Source organism: Cryobacterium sp. LW097, assembly GCF_002205495.2.
In the GTDB taxonomy this organism is placed as follows: Bacteria; Actinomycetota; Actinomycetes; order Actinomycetales; family Microbacteriaceae; genus Cryobacterium; species Cryobacterium zongtaii.
In genome coordinates, this window is the sequence record NZ_CP021992.1 from 2120557 (window position 1) to 2136262 (window position 15706).

Consider the following 15706-nt stretch of genomic DNA (forward strand, 5'->3'; position numbering starts at 1 on the left):
TCCCAGTGTCCTCTATCGTGGGTCCGCTCCCTCACGCCGTGCCCTGTCACGCCGGGTGCCCTGTGCGGCTTGGCGGATGCGGGCCACTATGGCTGCATGCCCGACGAGGACCCGGCGCCGGCCGGCCCGAACCCGGAAGTACCGCCCGCGGTGCGCGCCCAGCTGCTCGCCACCGAGCACTGGAGCCTGCTGGCCTCGCGCAGCACCACCCAAGGTGAGGTGCTGACCCGCATCAGCATGTTCCTGTACCTGGTCTCGGCCGGGCTGGTGAGCCTGGCCCTGGCCGGGCAGGCCACCCAGTTCGACGAGGGCTTCCCCGGCTTCGCACTCACGGTGCTCGGCATCATCCTGCTCGTGGGTATCCTCACCCAGGTACGGGTGACGAATGTGAGCATGGAGGACCTGGCCTACGTGCTGGCGATGAACAGGTTGCGGGCGGCGTACGTGGAGCTTGACCCCGGGGTCGCGCCGTACCTGATGGCGTCCCGGTTCGACGACCTGCCCGGCACCCAGACCACCTACTACTTCCTGGGCGGCAAGCCGCGGAATTTCAGCCAGGTGCTGGGCAGCAGCATGATGTTCATCATCGCGGTGAACTCCACCCTGCTCGGCCTGTTGCTGGCCGGGATCACTCTGGGGCTTGGCCTGCCGCTGCTCGTCTGCCTCGCGATCTCCGTAGTGGGCGGCGTGGGCTTCCTGGCCGGCTCGATCGTGGTGGGCGGCACCCGCTATCTCGGCTTCTGGCGGCGGTACACGCCGTTGTTCCCGTCTCCCCCTGCCGAGTGATCCCTGCTCTGCGCCGACGTGCGAACGAAGCACCGTGTGCGGGCGTTGACGGGGCACGGTGCCGCAAGTCAGGGGCGCCCTGCAGTTGCTAGCCCTGCAGGAAGGCCAGCACCGCGAGCACCCGGCGGTGATCGGACCCGGTGTCGTCGAGGCCGAGCTTGACGAAGATCGCGGTGACGTTCTTCTCCACCGCGCCGACCCCGATCACGAGGCGCTCGGCGATGCCCACGTTGGTGCGCCCTTCCGCCATCAGGCCGAGCACGTCACGCTCCCGCGGGGTCAGCGCCGCCAGCGGACTGGTGCGGCGGGCCAGCAGTTCGCGCACCACCTGCGGGTCGAGCACCGTGCCGCCGGCGCTCACCCTGGCGACGGCATCCTGCAGCTCGTCGAGCGACGCGACCCGGTCCTTGAGCAGGTAGCCCAGGCCACCCTCCCCCGACGCCAGCAGCTCCTGCACGTAGGTGCCCTCGACGTACTGGCTGAGCAGCAGGATGCCGATGCCCGGCAGCCGGCGCCGCAGCTCGATCGCGGCGCGCACCCCCTCGTCGCGGAAGGTGGGCGGCATCCGAACGTCGAGCACCGCCAGGTCGGGTCGCAGGGCTTCTATCTCGGCGAGCAGGGCGTCGGCGTCGCCGTAGGCGGCCACGGTGTCGAAACCTGCCTCGGCGAACAGCCGCACCAGACCCTCACGCAGCAGCACGGAGTCCTCTGCCAGGACCAGGCGTAGCGGTGCGGTCGGGGTGGGACGCTGGAGTGTGCTCACCCGTTCAGGATAGGGCGCACTCATCACCGAACGACGGAGCTGCCCAGGTCGTGCACCACAGGGATGTGCGCGCCCACCGCGGTGGGGCCGCCGTGCGGGCTCCGCACCGACAGGATGCCGCGCAGGCCCTTGAGGCGTTCGTCCAGGCCGGCCAGACCGTGGCCGTCCTGCAGCACCGCGCCGCCGCGGCCGTTGTCGATCACCCAGAGGTCCAGCCAGGTGGAGTCGTCCTCCGGGACCCGGCGGAGTTCCAGGTGCAGCCGGATGCCAGTGGCCCCGGCATGCTTGGCCACGTTGGTGAGCAGTTCGGCGGCGATGAAGTAGCTGCTGCGCTCGATCTCCGAGGGCAGCCGCAGGTCGCGGTCCACCTGCAGTTCCAGCTGAACGGGCACGGTGCTGCGAGCGGCCAGCGACTCCAGGGCCACGATCAGGCCGCGGTCCTGCAGGATCGGCGGCACCAGTCCGCGGGAGAGTGCCCGCAGTTCCTCGAGCGTGTCGCGCGCCTGTTCGCGGGCCTCGACGAGAAGCCGGCGCGCGGCATCCGGGTCGTCGTCGAGCCGGCGTTCGGCGCTGGCGAGATCCATCTGCAGGCGCACCAGGCGCTGCTGGGGCCCGTCGTGGATGTCGCGTTCGAGCCGCCGCAGCGACTGGTCTTCAGCCGACACGGCCGCGCCGCGGGAGGCGCTGAGGTCGGCGACCTCGCGCTGCAGGGCCTCGGACGACCAGGCGCCGAGCATCACGCTGGCGATGCCCTGGTGCATCAAGACCATGCCGCGGGTGACGAACGGCAGGGTGAGCAGGAAGGCCAGGCCCAGGGCGGCGTTCAGCACGTTCTCGGCGGCCAGGTTCTGGCCGCTGTCGGGGCCGAACGAACCGGTAATCAGATCGAAGAGCCCCACGGACTCGCTGTCGTTGGGCAGCGACCAGCTCCAGATCCAGTAGGTGAGCCCGCCAAGCGCGCCGGACAGCCACACGATGACGATCGACCAGGACACGACGCCCACGATGAAATTCACGATCATGCCGTGCAGCAGGTACAGCCAGTAATGACCGGACACCAGCGGGCCGAGGATGGCGCGCAGCGGCGTCGCGGGTTCGCCGCGCGGTGTCCACTGCGGCGGGGTGATGGCCGGCTGGCCGGCCCAGCGCAGCCGGGTGAGCTCGACGACGCCGAAGCCGCGGGCGGCGTACAGGGCGGCCACGACGATGAACAGGCCCACGAACAGGGCCACCAGGCTCACTCCCGTGGCGAACAGGGTCACCAGGACGGTCAGGGACACGATGACGATGGGCAGGGTCGGCAGCAGGAAGCCGAGCTCCCTGGGCGTGCGCGCCCACAGGCTGAGATAGCCGGTCGGGCTCTGGCCGCTCTCGGCGGGCTTGATGGCGGGCTGCACGAAGCCCAGCGTGGCAGAGTTCGGGCTCTCGGTGGTGTCACCGGCGCCCGTGGCGGAATTGAGAGTGTCGTTGGTCATGGTTCCAGCGTGCTCTCGGCGGCGGCCTGCGCCCATCCCCTCAGCCGCCGGATCTGTGTGGGGGTTATCCCCCGCACCTCAGAGTGTGCTGTGCGTGAACCGGCCACCGAGCAGTGTCGCGGCCACGGGCATCCGTCGCAGATCGGCCACCGACGCCACAAACGGGTCGATCTCGCAGATCGCGAGGTCGGCGATCTGGCCCACACCGATGCCGTGCCGGCCTCGGGCGGATGCCGCCAGCGCGGCCTGCCGGGAGATCGCCTGGTCGGGGTGCCAGGCGGCGCGCTCGCCCCGGCTGCGCCCCACGGCGGCCGAGATGGCCACCCACGGGTCGAGTGGCGCGACGGGTGCGTCGGAGCCGAGCGCCAGCTGCACCCCGGCGGACAGCAGGTCAGCCAGCGGGAACGCCCGTTCGGTGCGGCCGGCCCAGTACCGGTCGGCCACGTCGCGGTCGTCGAGGGCGTGTTCGGGTTGAACGCTGGCTGTGATCCCCAGGCGGGCGAACCGGGCCACATCGGCCGCGGTGAGCAGTTGGGCGTGCTCGATGCTGCCGGTGCATCCCACGGCCTCGAAGGCGTCGAGGGCGAGACTGTTGGCGTTGTCGCCGATGGCGTGCACGGCGGGGCGGATGCCGGCGGCGGCGGCCCGCCGCATCAGGGCCTCGAGCTCGTCGGCGGGCACGGTGAGCATGCCACGGTCGTGGTCGCCGGAGAGTCCTGGGTAGGCGTCGAAGCAGTACGCGGTGCGGGTGTTCAACGAGCCGTCGGTGATCACCTTGTACGGGCCGACGGTGAGCAGCCCGCCGGTGCCGTCGATCACCTGGCCGCTGGTGAGACCCTGCGCGATCGCGTCGTCGAGGTGGTGCGTGTACAGGCCGAAATCGACCCGCAGGCTGTCGGTGCCCGCATCGATGCGGCGCCGCCAGACGTCGAGGTTCCAGGTCATCTCCAGGTCGACGATGCCCACCACACCGCGGGCGGCCGCAGCACGGGCGGCCTCGTCGGCCCAGGCGTCGAGGTCGGCGTCCGGCACGTTGTCGATGGCGTGTTCCACCGCGAACGCGTCGTCCTCGCGCAGCAGCCCGGTCTGGTGGCCCGCGAAACCGTAGACCGCGAGGGCGGCGGAATTCAGCCAGCAGCTGTGCAGGTCGCCGCTGACCAGGACCACCGGCACCGGCCCTGACGCGGCGTCGAGCAGAGTGCGGCTCGGGGCATCCGACCACAGGGCGTCCCGAAAGCCGAAGCCGACGAGTCTGTCGTGCTTGCCGGCGGCCGGCACCGCGGCCAGCCGGTCGGCGACCAGATCGGCGGCCGCCCGGGCGCTCGTCGCGTCGGACACGTCGAGGCGCCTGGCGGTCTGGGACCACTGGCTGAAGTGCACGTGGTTGTCCCAGAGCCCCGGCGTGATCCAGCGCCCGTCCAGATCAACGGTCCGGGTAGCCGGCGAGTGGCCGCTCGCGGGTGCGAGGTAGCCGATCGAGGTGATCAGGCCGTCGTCAACGCGCACGTCGACGAGGTCGTCGCTGCCGGGCAGGCGGCCGTTGCGCAGTACCAGGCTCATTCGGCGGCGCTGGGTTCGGCGGCGCTGTCGCGGGCCCGGCGCATCCGGGCGGCCAGCGCCGGGCTCGCGTACGGACCGTCACCGTCGAGCTCGGCGAGGATACGGTCGACTGTGGCGGCCGGCTTGTTCTGGCTCATTTTGTCCTTCGCCGTGAAGCGCGTCACCCGCAGGCGGAATCCCACGGTACCGGCGACGATGCGGGCAGCGTAGTCGGCGTTCTCCGGGGTGCCGTTCATGCGCCGGGGCTCGTCCATGCGGTCCTCGAAGTGGTCGACCAGGGCCGCGAGTACCCGCAGGTTCTCGGCATCGGAGAGGATCTCGGGAGTGCCGTGCAGGTGCGCGGTGACGAAGTTCCAGGTGGGCACGGCGGGGCGGGCGTCGTACCAGCCGGGCGAGATGTAGCCGTGAGGGCCCTGCACGATCACGAGGATCTCGTGCGCGCCCAGCTCGTGCAGCTGCTCATCGGGCCGACCGACGTGGCTGAGCAGCACGATCTCGCCGTCGGCGGCCGCCGTGTCGAGGATCACCGGGTAGTGCGAGGCGACGAGCTCGCCAGCGTCGGTGGAGCTCACCAGGGTGACCCAGGGGTACTCCTGAATCAGACGGCGTACCTCGTCGACCTGGTCGAGCGCGAAGCTGGGGTTGGTTCTCACGGGCGGGCTCCTGGGGTGCGGGCGGGGTCAGCGATGACAGACGCAGGTGCGGCGGATGGGACGGGTCAGGCCTGGCAGGACGGGCAGTAGTAGAGCTTGCGGGCGCCCATTTCCTCGAGGGTGATGTGGGTGCCGCAGATCCGGCAGGGCAGGCCCTCGCGCTTGTAGACCCAGTGCCGGTCGGCGCGGTTCTTCATCGCGAGTCGGTAATCCTCGCCGGTCAGGTCGTCCATGGTCATCATCTGGCCGGTGTTCACACCGATGGCCAGCAGATGCGCCCAGTCCCGCCAGAGGGCCCGCAGGCTCTCCTCGGTCAGCGACTTGCCCGGGGCGTGCGGGTTGATCCTCGCCCGGAACAGCAGCTCGGCGCGGTAGACGTTGCCGATACCGCTGACGACGGACTGGTCCATCAGCAGCAGGCCGATACGGGTGGGCTTCTTGCGCACGGTGTCCACGAAGCGCTGTTCGGCCTCCGGGCTGTCGTCGAGCTGCGGGTCGGGGCCGAGCCTGGCCAGCACAGCGTCGACCTGGGCGGGGTCGAGCACCTCACAGGCGGTCGGGCCGCGGAGGTCGGCCGAGACCGTGTCGGTGAGCAGGCGCACCCGCACCTGGCCGACGGGTTCGGGCGGGAAGGTGTCGAGCTGGTCGATCTCCTTTTCTTGCTCGGCCATGCGCACCCGGGTGCTGCGGGGCGCACCGATGCTGTGCATGGAGTTCTCGCCCGCTGAATCGAGCACCGGCGCGAGGTCGGTGCCGCGCTGGTTGGTCTGTCCCATCCGGCCGTTGCTCGAGGCGATCGTGGCGTCCATGATGATGTCGCCCGCGAAGTCCCAGGCGCCGTACATGCCCAGGTGCACCCGTAGCCAGAGCCCGTTGTCGAACTCCAGGAACATCTGTTTGCCCACGGCGCGGGCATCCGTCATGACGTGACCGCTCAGTTGTGCCGCACCGGCGGCGAACCGGCCCTGCGGCGACGAGAGCTGCACCGGGCGGCCCACGAAGTTGCGCGCGAATTGCCGGGTGATGCGATGGACGGAATGACCCTCTGGCACGGCGATGCCTTTCCGACTCGGTGGATCAGGTGAGGTACAGCTCAGTTGCTCAGGACGGTGCCGGCGATGGTGCCGGTGGTCTCGTATTCGGCCAGCTGGTCGATGCGGCGCTGGTGGCGTTCCTCGCCGGGGAACGGGGTGGCGATGAAGGCGTCGATGAACGCGATGACGTCCTCGATGGGGTGCTGGCGGGCGCCGATCGCGATGACGTTGGCGTTGTTGTGTTCGCGGGCGAGGGTGGCGGTGGCCGCGTTCCAGACCAGCGCGGCGCGTGCGCCGTGCACCTTGTTGGCCGCGATCTGCTCACCGTTGCCGGAGCCGCCGAACACCACGCCGAGTGCCTCGACGCCGGCCGCTTGGTCGGCGACCACGGCAGCCGCCGCGCTGATGCAGAACGCCGGGTAGTCGTCGAGCGGTTCGTAGCTGGTGGGCCCGTGGTCGATGACCTCGTGCCCGGCCGTACCGAGGTGGCTGATCAGGAGGGTGCTGAAGTCGAGGCCGGCGTGGTCGGTGGCGATGTGGATGCGCATGATGAGCAGTCTATTTAGTCGGGCGGGATGCTGCGGCGCTGCTACTCGGCTGCCGCAACGAGGGCGGGCGCGAAGATCGGGTCGCGGGTGCGGCTGCGCTTGATCTCGAAGAAGCCGTCGTAGCCGGCCACCGCGACCACGCCGTCCCACAGGGCCAGCGCTTGATCCCCGGTCGGTGCCGGCGAGATGACCGGGCCGAAGAAGGCAACGTCGTTCACGGCGATCACCGGGGTGCCGACGTCCTGGCCCACCCGGTTGATGCCGTCGAAGTGGCTGGCGCGCATCTGCACGTCGAACTCGTCGCTCTCGGCGTAGCGGGCGAAGTCGGCCGGCAGGCCCACCTCGGCGAGCGCCGCGGGAATCACGGAATCGGCATCCGAGTTGCCCTCGTGGTGGATTCGGGTGCCCAGCGCGTCGTAGAGAGCCTTGACGGTCTCCTGGCCGTGCAGCTCCTGAGCGGCCTGCACCAGACGGGTGTATTTGAGGGCCCGGGGGAAGAACGCGCGGTACTCCTCGGAAACGTCGGTGTTTTCGTTCAGCACCGCGAGGCTCATCACCCGCCAACTCACCTCGAAGCCGCGCAGATCACTCACCTCGTCCACCCAACGAGAAGTCATCCAGGCCCAGGGGCAGGAGGGGTCGAACCAGAAGGTCACAGAGTCGCTCATCGACCCAGCCTAAGCGAGTCACAGGTCCCGAAATGCCGCCGAAGCGGCGCGCACCGAACCCGGCTAAAGCCCTGTCCAGAGCGGCTATCGAAGGAGAAATGCCTGATTCTGAGGCAAATTGCGCTAAAATTGATGCTTATGCCCATCGAGGGGCGGCCCCGCATCCGGGGCACATGACCTCCATCTGAGGCATCTCACGACCTCCATTCGAGGCTCGACGTGCCTGCGCAAGAGTCATGTCATGACCTCCACAAGAGGCATCTCTACTGTCAGAAAGTGACACATGTCAAACGCTATTAACGGTGCTGATCGCACCGTGAAGAAGATCAAGAAGCCGCTGTTGCGCCGGAAGCTCAAGGTCTCCGACGTGAACGTCGTTGACCGCCCGATGCTGAAGAAGGCGCTCGGCGGCACGATCGTCGGAAACACCATGGAATGGTACGACGTCGGAGTCTTCGGCTACCTGATCACCACCATGGGTCCCGTCTTCCTCCCCGAAGCCGACCCGACCGTGCAGACGCTGTTCCTGCTCGGCACCTTCGCCGCCACCTTCATTGCCCGCCCCCTCGGTGGCGTGTTCTTCGGTTGGCTCGGCGACAAGCTGGGCCGCCAGAGGGTGCTCGCCATGACGCTGATGCTCATGGCCGCCTCCACCTTCGTGGTCGGCATCCTGCCCGGCTACGCCCAGCTCGGCATCTGGGCAGCGGTGCTGCTCGTGCTGACCAAGCTCGTGCAGGGCTTCTCCACCGGCGGCGAGTACGCCGGTGCCACCACCTTCGTCAGCGAGCACGCTCCGGACAAGAACCGTGGCTTCCTCGCCAGCTTCCTCGACATGGGCAGTTACCTCGGCTTCGCCATGGGTGCCGCTCTCGTGTCGATCCTGCAGGTGACTCTCGGTCAGGCGGCCATGGAAGAGTGGGGTTGGCGTCTGCCGTTCCTGCTCGCCGGACCGCTGGGCCTGATCGCCATCTACTTCCGGATGAAGATCGAGGAATCCCCGGCCTTCCAGGCCAGCCTGGACGCTCAGGAAGTCAACGCCAGGAACCCCGACTTCGTGGAGGACGACAGCATCCCCAAGGGACCTGTCGCCATCTTCAAGAACTACTGGCGCGGCATCGTCCTCGCGATGATCCTCGTCGCCGCCGCGAACACCGTCGGATACGCTCTCACCTCGTACATGCCGACCTACCTCACCAGCACCATGGGGTACGACGAGCTGCACGGCACGCTGCTGACCATCCCGATCCTCGTGATCATGGCCTGCTGCATCCCGCTCACCGGTCGCCTGAGCGACAAGATCGGCCGTCGCCCAGTGCTCTGGATGGGTTCGATCAGCGCCGTGGTCTTCGCCATCCCCGCGTTCCTGCTCATCGGTATGGGCTCCGTCTTCACGACCCTCGCCGGTCTGGCCCTGATCGCCCTCCCGGTGACGTTCTACGTCGCCAACCTCGCCTCGGCGCTGCCGGCCCTGTTCCCCACGGCCAGCCGCTACGGCGCGATGGGCATCGCGTACAACTTCGCCGTCGCCATCTTCGGTGGCACCACGCCGTTCATCATCGCGGCGCTCATCGCCGCCACCGGTGACGACATGATGCCGGCCTACTACCTGATGGCCACCTCGTTCATCGGTGGAATCAGCATCTTCTGGCTCAAGGAATCCGCCAACCGCCCGCTGCCCGGCTCCATGCCGAGCGTGGAATCGGTCGAAGAGGCACACGAGCTCGTTGCCGGCCAGTTCGAGAACCCCCTGCTCGACCACGACGAGATGCCGTTCGACGCCACCTTCGAGCCGCCGACCTCGTCGATGGACCTGAGCGCGCTCAAGACCGAGACCGACTCGGAGCCGGCCAAGGTCTAGCTCCACCTCGCACCGCCCCGTCCACTTCGGAGGACTGCTTTACACAAGCAACTGTGGCCGGTGCGGACAATTGTTACCCGCACACCGGGCGCAATTGTCCGCACCGGCCACAGTTGTCTGTTCGCCCGGCTGTGTGAGGGGCGGATGCGCCGTCGTAGAATTCTCTGATGACCACCGAGCAACACCCGCAGAGCACACCCGTAGAGCCCGCATCCGTCGCGTCCGTCGATGATGCTCCCACCGGCGACGCATCCGCGACACCCGCGATCGACCCCCACGACCTCGAGGTGGCCCTGCGCGTGCTCGCCTCCCTGGCCACCATCGACCCGGACGACCCCGACTTCGTCACCGTGCGCCAGGCCACCGCCAAGATGTTCAAGTCGGTGAAGACCGTGCGCCGCCACGAGAAGCGCCAGCTGATCGCGGACGCGGACCGGGAGGTCATCGCCGCCACCGCCACCGGGGCTCCCACCCGCATCGACGACGAGACCATCGGCGCCCAGCTGCGTCTGGGCACCGACCGGCCCTCGGCCGGCGAACTGCTCGTGCCGCGCGCCTGCTACATCTGCAAGCAGAAGTACACCCTCGTCGACGCGTTCTACCACCAGCTCTGCCCGAGCTGCGCGGCGATGAGCCACACCAAGCGCGACGCCCGTACCGACCTCACCGGCAAACGCGCCCTGCTCACCGGCGGCCGCGCCAAGATCGGCATGTACATCGCCCTGCGGCTGCTGCGCGACGGCGCCCACACCACCATCACCACCCGGTTCCCCCGCGACGCGGTGCGCCGGTTCAGCGCCATGCCCGACTCGAAGGACTGGCTGCACCGCCTCCGCGTTGTCGGCATCGACCTGCGCGACCCCGCCCAGGTGATCGGCCTGGCCGACTCCGTCGCCGCGCAGGGTCCGCTGGACATCCTGATCAACAACGCCGCGCAGACCGTGCGCCGCTCCCCCGGGTCGTACTCCCCGCTGGTGGAGGCCGAGTCCTCGCCGCTGCCGGACGGCGAACTGCCCGAGATCGTCTCGTTCGGGCACACCAACGATGCGCACCCCACCGCGCTGGCCGCGTCCGTGGCCAGCCACCCGATCCTCGCCGCCGCGGCCACCGGCGCCGCCCTCACCGCCGACGACCTCACCGCGTTGGCCCTGGCCCCCGGCTCCTCTTCGCTGGCACGGCTGGCCGCTGGCACCGCCATCGACGCGGGCGGACTGGTGCCCGACCTGCACGAGGAGAACAGCTGGACGGCCAACGTCGAAGACGTCGACCCACTCGAGATGCTCGAGGTGCAGCTGTGCAACACCACGGCCCCGTTCCTACTGGTGAGCCGTCTGCGGGCCTCGATGGCGGCATCCGAGGCTCGGCGCACCTACATCGTGAACGTGTCCGCGATGGAGGGTGTCTTCGGCCGCGGTTACAAGGGTCCGGGGCACCCGCACACCAACATGGCCAAGGCCGCCCTGAACATGCTCACTCGCACCAGCGCCAAGGAGATGCTCTCCGACGGCATCCTGATGACCAGCGTCGACACCGGCTGGATCACCGACGAGCGCCCGCACCCCACCAAGATCCGCCTGGCCGAGGAGGGTTTCCATGCCCCACTCGACCTGGTTGACGGCGCCGCCCGGGTGTACGACCCCATCGTGCGCGGCGAGGCCGGCGAAGACGTGCACGGGGTCTTCCTCAAGGACTACCGCCCCGGTACCTGGTAGGGGACCGCACCACCCCCTCCTAGCGAAAGGTTCATCTCGCGAAAGCGGGTTCACGGCTGCCTCCGCGGCGCTGAAGCAACCGATTCACCGCTTTCGCGATGAGTTGTGGAGAGGATGCGCGGCACTCCCGGCCGCCTCACCGGGAGTGTCGGTGGGCGCCGATAGGGTCGGAACGTGCAGACATCAACCGCCAAGACCGCGATCGCCGACATCCCCTCGCTGTGCGTGTTCGACCTGGAGACCACGGGTGTGAACACCGATGAGGACCGCATCGTCACGTGCTTCATCGGCCGCGTCATGCGCGACGGCACGGTGAACGGCTCGTACAGCTGGCTGCTCAATCCCGGCATCCCCATTCCGGAGGGAGCGTCCGCCATCCACGGCATCACCGACGAGGTCGCCCAGCGTGACGGCGTCGACCCGGCCACCGCCATCGCCGAGATGCTCACGGTACTGCGCCGCAGCATCGACGGAGGCCGCCCGATCGTGGCCTACAACGCCAGCTTCGACCTGTCGATGCTCAACGCCGAGGCCCGCCGCTACGGGCTGGCGCCCATCGAGGACTTCGGCCCGGTGCTCGACCCCTACGTGATCGACAAGGCTGTGGACCGCTACCGCAAGGGCAAGCGCACCCTGGTGGCCACCGCCGAGTACTACGGCGTGCTGCTCGAGGGGGCCCACGACGCCGAAGCGGATGCCGTGGCCACCGGTCGGGTCGCCTGGGCCCTGTTGGCCAAGACCGAGGAGACCGACCTGTACACCCTGCACGACCGCCAGGTCGGTTGGGCCAGGGAGCAGGCCGAGAGCTTCCAGACCTACCTGCGCAAGTCCAAGGGCGACGACCTGATCGTCATCGACGGTGCCTGGCCGATCCGGGCCGGCGCCGACCGTGCCGCGGCTGCGCCCATGCTGGCCACACCGGCGATCTAGCCTGCCCTCAGCCGAGCCAATGCACCGCGCGACCGTGCGGCTGGGCTAGCGCGACCGCCCGGCCGTCCAACGACAGCACGAAGTCAGCCGAACCGGATGCCGCAGGCAGCGTCGACGGCAGCGTCCCGGCCACCCCTGGCACCACGGTGCGCCCCTCATTGGCCAGCCAGCGCACCCCACGCTCGGCCCTCAACCGGGCCATGGTCGCCACGAACCGGTCCCGGCCGGCCTCGTCGAGATAGGCCAGCACCGCCGTGTGGAACACCACGACGGTCGCATCCGGCGGGGCCTCGGCCACGAGAGCCTCGACCTGCTCGTTGAGGTCGCCGCGCACTAGCCGGGGCGGGGCTGTGCGGGCGACCTGCACGGCCGCCCGCAGCCGGGCCCGCCGGTCATCGTGCTCCGGCCAGATCAGAGCCTCCAGCCAGGCCACGTCGGCGGGATCGGTCACGTCGAGCGGGTTGAGGTCGATGCCGGCCCGCCACACCACGCGAGGCAGCCGGCTCGGCACGGGAACAGAACCGGTCACCGCGCACTCCAGCAGCACTGGGCTGGTCCCAGCGGGCGGGTCGAGCAGGGCCGCGCCGTCACCCGGGCCGTCAGCACTGCGACCGCCCGGCCGATACCGATAGCTGTATAAGTCCGGCAGCAGGCAGAGCCCGGCCGACGCCCCCACCTCGATCAGGGCGAGCGGCCCCGGCAGACTCCCGAGCGTCGGGAGCAGCACCGCGCATCGGCCCGGCTCGTTGGTCTGGGTCGCGTGGCTGCGGCACGTCTGCTCGACCACCGCCCAGTTCTCGGCCAGCCAGGCCCGGAAACCCAGATAACCGCCGGCCTCGGCGCCGTGGAACCTGGCCGCGCTGAACACCAGGTTGGGTTGCCGTTTGGTCGGCGGCAGCCGGTCGATCAATCCGATCGTCGCCGCATCGCGCGCCACCCCCGCCGCCCAGGCCTCGTAGCAGGCGCTCAGCCCCCGGGCCTCCACCTCGGCGAAGGCTCGATAGCGCAGCGCGGTATCGGCGCCGGCATCCGTGCTGGTTCTCATGCCGGCAGCCTAATCAGGCGCGCCACCAGCGCGACCGTGGCTAGGCTTGTTCTCTATGCGGATGCGCCAGAGCGCTCTCGCGAAACGAAGATGGAGAAACCGTTGCCCGGAGAAAACCTCACCAGGATCGAAGCCCAGGAGCGCAAAGCGCTCGTCAGCGTGACCAGTTACGACGTCACCCTTGACCTGACGACGGGTCCCACGACCTTCGCCAGCACCACCACGGTCGCCTTCAGCGCCGTGGCCGGTAGCTCGACCTTCATCGACGCGATCACCGAGAGTGTGCACAGCGTCACCCTCAACGGCGCCTCGCTTGACCCGGCTGTCGTCAGCGACGGCGTCCGCATTCAGCTTGACGACCTCGCGGCCGAGAACGTGCTCACCGTCGTCGCCGACGCCGCGTACACGAACACCGGCGAGGGCCTGCACCGTTTCGTCGACCCCGTCGACAACGAGGTGTACCTGTACAGCCAGTTCGAGGTGCCAGACTCCCGCCGCGTCTTCGCGGTGTTCGAGCAGCCCGACCTCAAGGCCGCCTTCACCTTCACCGTCACCGCGCCCGGCGCCTGGGAGGTCATCTCCAACTCGGCCACGCCAGAGCCCACGGATGCCGGCAACGGCAACAAGACCTGGGCGTTCGAACCCACCCACACCATCTCCAGCTACATCACCGCCCTCGTGGCCGGTCCGTACGCCGTGGTGCGCAGCGAGCTCACCTCCAGCGACGGCCGCATCATTCCGCTGGGCCTGTTCAGCCGCAAGAGCCTGTTCGAGTACCTGGATGCCGACTACATCTTCGAGAAGACCCGCCAGGGCTTCGCCTACTTCGAGGAGAAGTTCGACTTCCCGTACCCGTTCGACAAGTACGACCAGATGTTCGTGCCGGAGTTCAACGCCGGCGCGATGGAGAACGCCGGCGCGGTCACCTTCACCGAGACCTACGTCTTCCGTTCCAAGGTCACCGACGCGATCAAGGAACGCCGGGTCGTCACGATCCTGCACGAGCTGGCGCACATGTGGTTCGGCGACCTGGTCACCATGAAGTGGTGGAACGACCTGTGGCTGAACGAATCGTTCGCCGAGTGGGCATCCACCATCGCCACCGCCGAGGCCACCGAGTGGACCGAAGCCTGGACCACCTTCGCGGCAATGGAGAAGAGCTGGGCGTACCGTCAGGACCAGCTGCCCTCCACCCATCCGGTCGTGGCCACCATCACCGACCTCGAAGACGTGCAGGTCAACTTCGACGGCATCACCTACGCCAAGGGTGGATCCGTTCTCAAGCAGCTCGTCGCCTGGGTCGGCATCGACGCGTTCTTCACCGGCGTCGCCTCCTACTTCAAGAAGCACGCCTGGGGCAACACCGAGCTCTCCGACCTGCTCGTCGAGCTCGAGGCCGCCAGCGGCCGTGACCTCTCCGGCTGGGCCGCCCTCTGGCTCGAGACCGCCGGTGTCAATACCCTGCGCCCGCAGATCGAGGTCGACGATGCCGGGGTCATCACCGCGTTCGCCGTGCTGCAGACCGCCACCGAGGATTACCCCACCATCCGCCCGCACCGCCTCGCGATCGGGTTCTACGACCTGGTCGACGGCGCCCTGGTGCGCACCCACCGCGTCGAGCTCGACGTCGACGGCGTGCAGACGGATGTGCCGGAACTCGTCGGTCGCACCCGTGCCGATCTGATCCTGCTCAACGACGACGACCTCGCCTACGCCAAGGTACGCCTCGACCCCGCCTCGCACGCCGTGGCGCTCGAGCACCTCGCAGCGATCGAGAGCCCGCTGGCCCGCTCGCTGGTCTGGGGCTCCGTCTGGGACGCCACCCGCGACGCCGAGACCTCGCCGCGCGACTTCGTGAAGCTGGTGCTGGGCAACGTCGCCACCGAGACCGAGTCGACGACGCTCCGCACGGTTCTCGGCCAGGTGTCCCTCGCCGCGCAGTATTACGTGGCCCCGGAGCACCGCGACGCCACCGTCGCCTCGGTCGGCGACGCACTCTGGGCCTTGGCCCAGGGCGCAGAGGCCGGCAGTGATGCTCAGTTCCAGTTTGTGAAGTTCTTCGCCTCCGTCGCCGAGACGCCGGCCCAGCTGGCCGCCGTTGCGGGCCTTCGCACCGGTTCGTTCAAGCTGCCGGGCCTGGACATCGACACCGACCTCAGCTGGGAGCTGCTCGCGGCGCTGGTCGCCGGCGCCGAAGCCGGTGAGGCGGAGATCGCCTCCGCCCTGGCCGCGGACAACACCGCCACCGGTGCCCAGTCAGCCGCCAACGCGCGCGCCGCGATCCCCACCATCGAAGGCAAGCAGGCAGCCTGGGCCTCGCTGATCGACGTGGACACCGCACCGAACACCATCGTGCGGGTCACCGCCGCCGGATTCCTGCGCGCACACGACACGAGCCTGCTCGAGCCGTTCGTCGGCCAGTACTTCGATGTGCTGCAGAAGGTGTGGGCCGAGCGCAGCTACTCCATCGCCGAGAAGCTGATCGTGGGCCTCTACCCGTCGCCGCTGTCGAACCAGGCCCTGGTCGACGCGACCCGGGCGTGGTTGGACGCCAACCCGGAGCCCGCGGCGCTTCGCCGTCTCGTGGTGGAGAACCTCGCCGGCGTCGAACGCAGCCTGCGCGTGCAGGCCCGCGACCAGGAGTAGTCCGCCGGCACCACCGGACAACGGCGCC

13 protein-coding genes are annotated in these 15706 nt (G+C 69.1%); 5 read left to right on the top strand and 8 right to left on the bottom strand.

Annotated elements, in window-relative coordinates; translation table 11 throughout:
- Positions 1–96: 96 nt before the first annotated feature.
- A complete protein-coding gene (locus B7495_RS09770; RefSeq protein WP_088456396.1) occupies positions 97–786 on the top strand; it encodes a hypothetical protein in 690 nt (229 codons plus the stop codon).
- Positions 787–874: 88 nt separating this feature from the next.
- Here the strand turns inward: B7495_RS09770 and B7495_RS09775 are convergent, their stop codons facing one another.
- The 7 genes from B7495_RS09775 to B7495_RS09805 all read right to left on the bottom strand — a co-directional run bounded on the left by B7495_RS09775 (position 875) and on the right by B7495_RS09805 (position 7487).
- Positions 875–1573, bottom strand: coding sequence for a response regulator transcription factor (locus B7495_RS09775; RefSeq protein WP_088456397.1), 699 nt, complete (start codon positions 1571–1573; stop codon positions 875–877).
- Positions 1573–3024: a sensor histidine kinase gene (locus tag B7495_RS09780; protein WP_088456398.1), complete on the bottom strand. Its 1452-nt coding sequence runs from the start codon at positions 3022–3024 to the stop codon at positions 1573–1575. Before B7495_RS09780 ends, B7495_RS09775 begins: the two co-directional genes overlap by 1 nt.
- Before the next feature lie 78 nt (positions 3025–3102).
- A complete protein-coding gene (locus tag B7495_RS09785; RefSeq protein ID WP_088456399.1) occupies positions 3103–4584 on the bottom strand; it encodes an amidohydrolase in 1482 nt (493 codons plus the stop codon).
- On the bottom strand, positions 4581–5237 hold the full coding sequence (locus tag B7495_RS09790; protein WP_088456400.1) for an FMN-binding negative transcriptional regulator: 657 nt from the start codon (positions 5235–5237) through the stop codon (positions 4581–4583). Before B7495_RS09790 ends, B7495_RS09785 begins: the two co-directional genes overlap by 4 nt.
- A gap of 65 nt (positions 5238–5302) precedes the next feature.
- Positions 5303–6289: an Fpg/Nei family DNA glycosylase gene (locus B7495_RS09795; protein ID WP_088456401.1), complete on the bottom strand. Its 987-nt coding sequence runs from the start codon at positions 6287–6289 to the stop codon at positions 5303–5305.
- A gap of 41 nt (positions 6290–6330) precedes the next feature.
- Positions 6331–6819 (bottom strand): ribose-5-phosphate isomerase, encoded by a 489-nt coding sequence (locus tag B7495_RS09800; protein ID WP_088456402.1) that lies wholly within the window; start codon positions 6817–6819, stop codon positions 6331–6333.
- Positions 6820–6860: 41 nt separating this feature from the next.
- On the bottom strand, positions 6861–7487 hold the full coding sequence (locus B7495_RS09805; protein ID WP_088456403.1) for a DsbA family protein: 627 nt from the start codon (positions 7485–7487) through the stop codon (positions 6861–6863).
- 283 nt (positions 7488–7770) lie between these two features.
- On the opposite strand from B7495_RS09805, the gene B7495_RS09810 reads away from it, so the two are divergent.
- The 3 genes from B7495_RS09810 (at position 7771) to B7495_RS09820 (ending at position 11987) form a co-directional block, all read left to right on the top strand.
- Positions 7771–9345: an MFS transporter gene (locus B7495_RS09810; RefSeq protein WP_088456404.1), complete on the top strand. Its 1575-nt coding sequence runs from the start codon at positions 7771–7773 to the stop codon at positions 9343–9345.
- 167 nt (positions 9346–9512) lie between these two features.
- On the top strand, positions 9513–11057 hold the full coding sequence (locus B7495_RS09815) for an SDR family oxidoreductase (RefSeq protein ID WP_088456405.1): 1545 nt from the start codon (positions 9513–9515) through the stop codon (positions 11055–11057).
- A 174-nt stretch (positions 11058–11231) separates the two neighbouring features.
- Entirely contained in the window at positions 11232–11987 is a 756-nt protein-coding gene (locus B7495_RS09820) for an exonuclease domain-containing protein (protein ID WP_240632188.1), read from the top strand.
- Positions 11988–11994: 7 nt separating this feature from the next.
- On the opposite strand, the gene B7495_RS09825 is transcribed toward B7495_RS09820, so the two are convergent.
- Positions 11995–13032: a DUF2332 domain-containing protein gene (locus B7495_RS09825; protein ID WP_088456406.1), complete on the bottom strand. Its 1038-nt coding sequence runs from the start codon at positions 13030–13032 to the stop codon at positions 11995–11997.
- Between the two features lie 102 nt (positions 13033–13134).
- Between B7495_RS09825 and pepN the strand changes: the two genes are divergently transcribed.
- Positions 13135–15678 (top strand): aminopeptidase N, encoded by a 2544-nt coding sequence (pepN, locus tag B7495_RS09830; protein ID WP_088458021.1) that lies wholly within the window; start codon positions 13135–13137, stop codon positions 15676–15678.
- The last annotated feature ends 28 nt before the right edge of the window (positions 15679–15706 follow it).

Bases quoted from the DNA above. Each gene is read 5' to 3' on its own strand.
- B7495_RS09770 (WP_088456396.1), top strand. From the start codon at position 97: ATGCCCGACGAGGACCCGGCGCCGGCCGGCCCGAACCCGGAAGTACCG.
- B7495_RS09775 (WP_088456397.1), bottom strand. From the start codon at position 1,573: ATGAGTGCGCCCTATCCTGAACGGGTGAGCACACTCCAGCGTCCCACC.
- B7495_RS09780 (WP_088456398.1), bottom strand. From the start codon at position 3,024: ATGACCAACGACACTCTCAATTCCGCCACGGGCGCCGGTGACACCACC.
- B7495_RS09785 (WP_088456399.1), bottom strand. From the start codon at position 4,584: ATGAGCCTGGTACTGCGCAACGGCCGCCTGCCCGGCAGCGACGACCTC.
- B7495_RS09800 (WP_088456402.1), bottom strand. From the start codon at position 6,819: ATGCGCATCCACATCGCCACCGACCACGCCGGCCTCGACTTCAGCACC.
- B7495_RS09805 (WP_088456403.1), bottom strand. From the start codon at position 7,487: ATGAGCGACTCTGTGACCTTCTGGTTCGACCCCTCCTGCCCCTGGGCC.
- B7495_RS09810 (WP_088456404.1), top strand. From the start codon at position 7,771: ATGTCAAACGCTATTAACGGTGCTGATCGCACCGTGAAGAAGATCAAG.
- B7495_RS09815 (WP_088456405.1), top strand. From the start codon at position 9,513: ATGACCACCGAGCAACACCCGCAGAGCACACCCGTAGAGCCCGCATCC.
- B7495_RS09825 (WP_088456406.1), bottom strand. From the start codon at position 13,032: ATGAGAACCAGCACGGATGCCGGCGCCGATACCGCGCTGCGCTATCGA.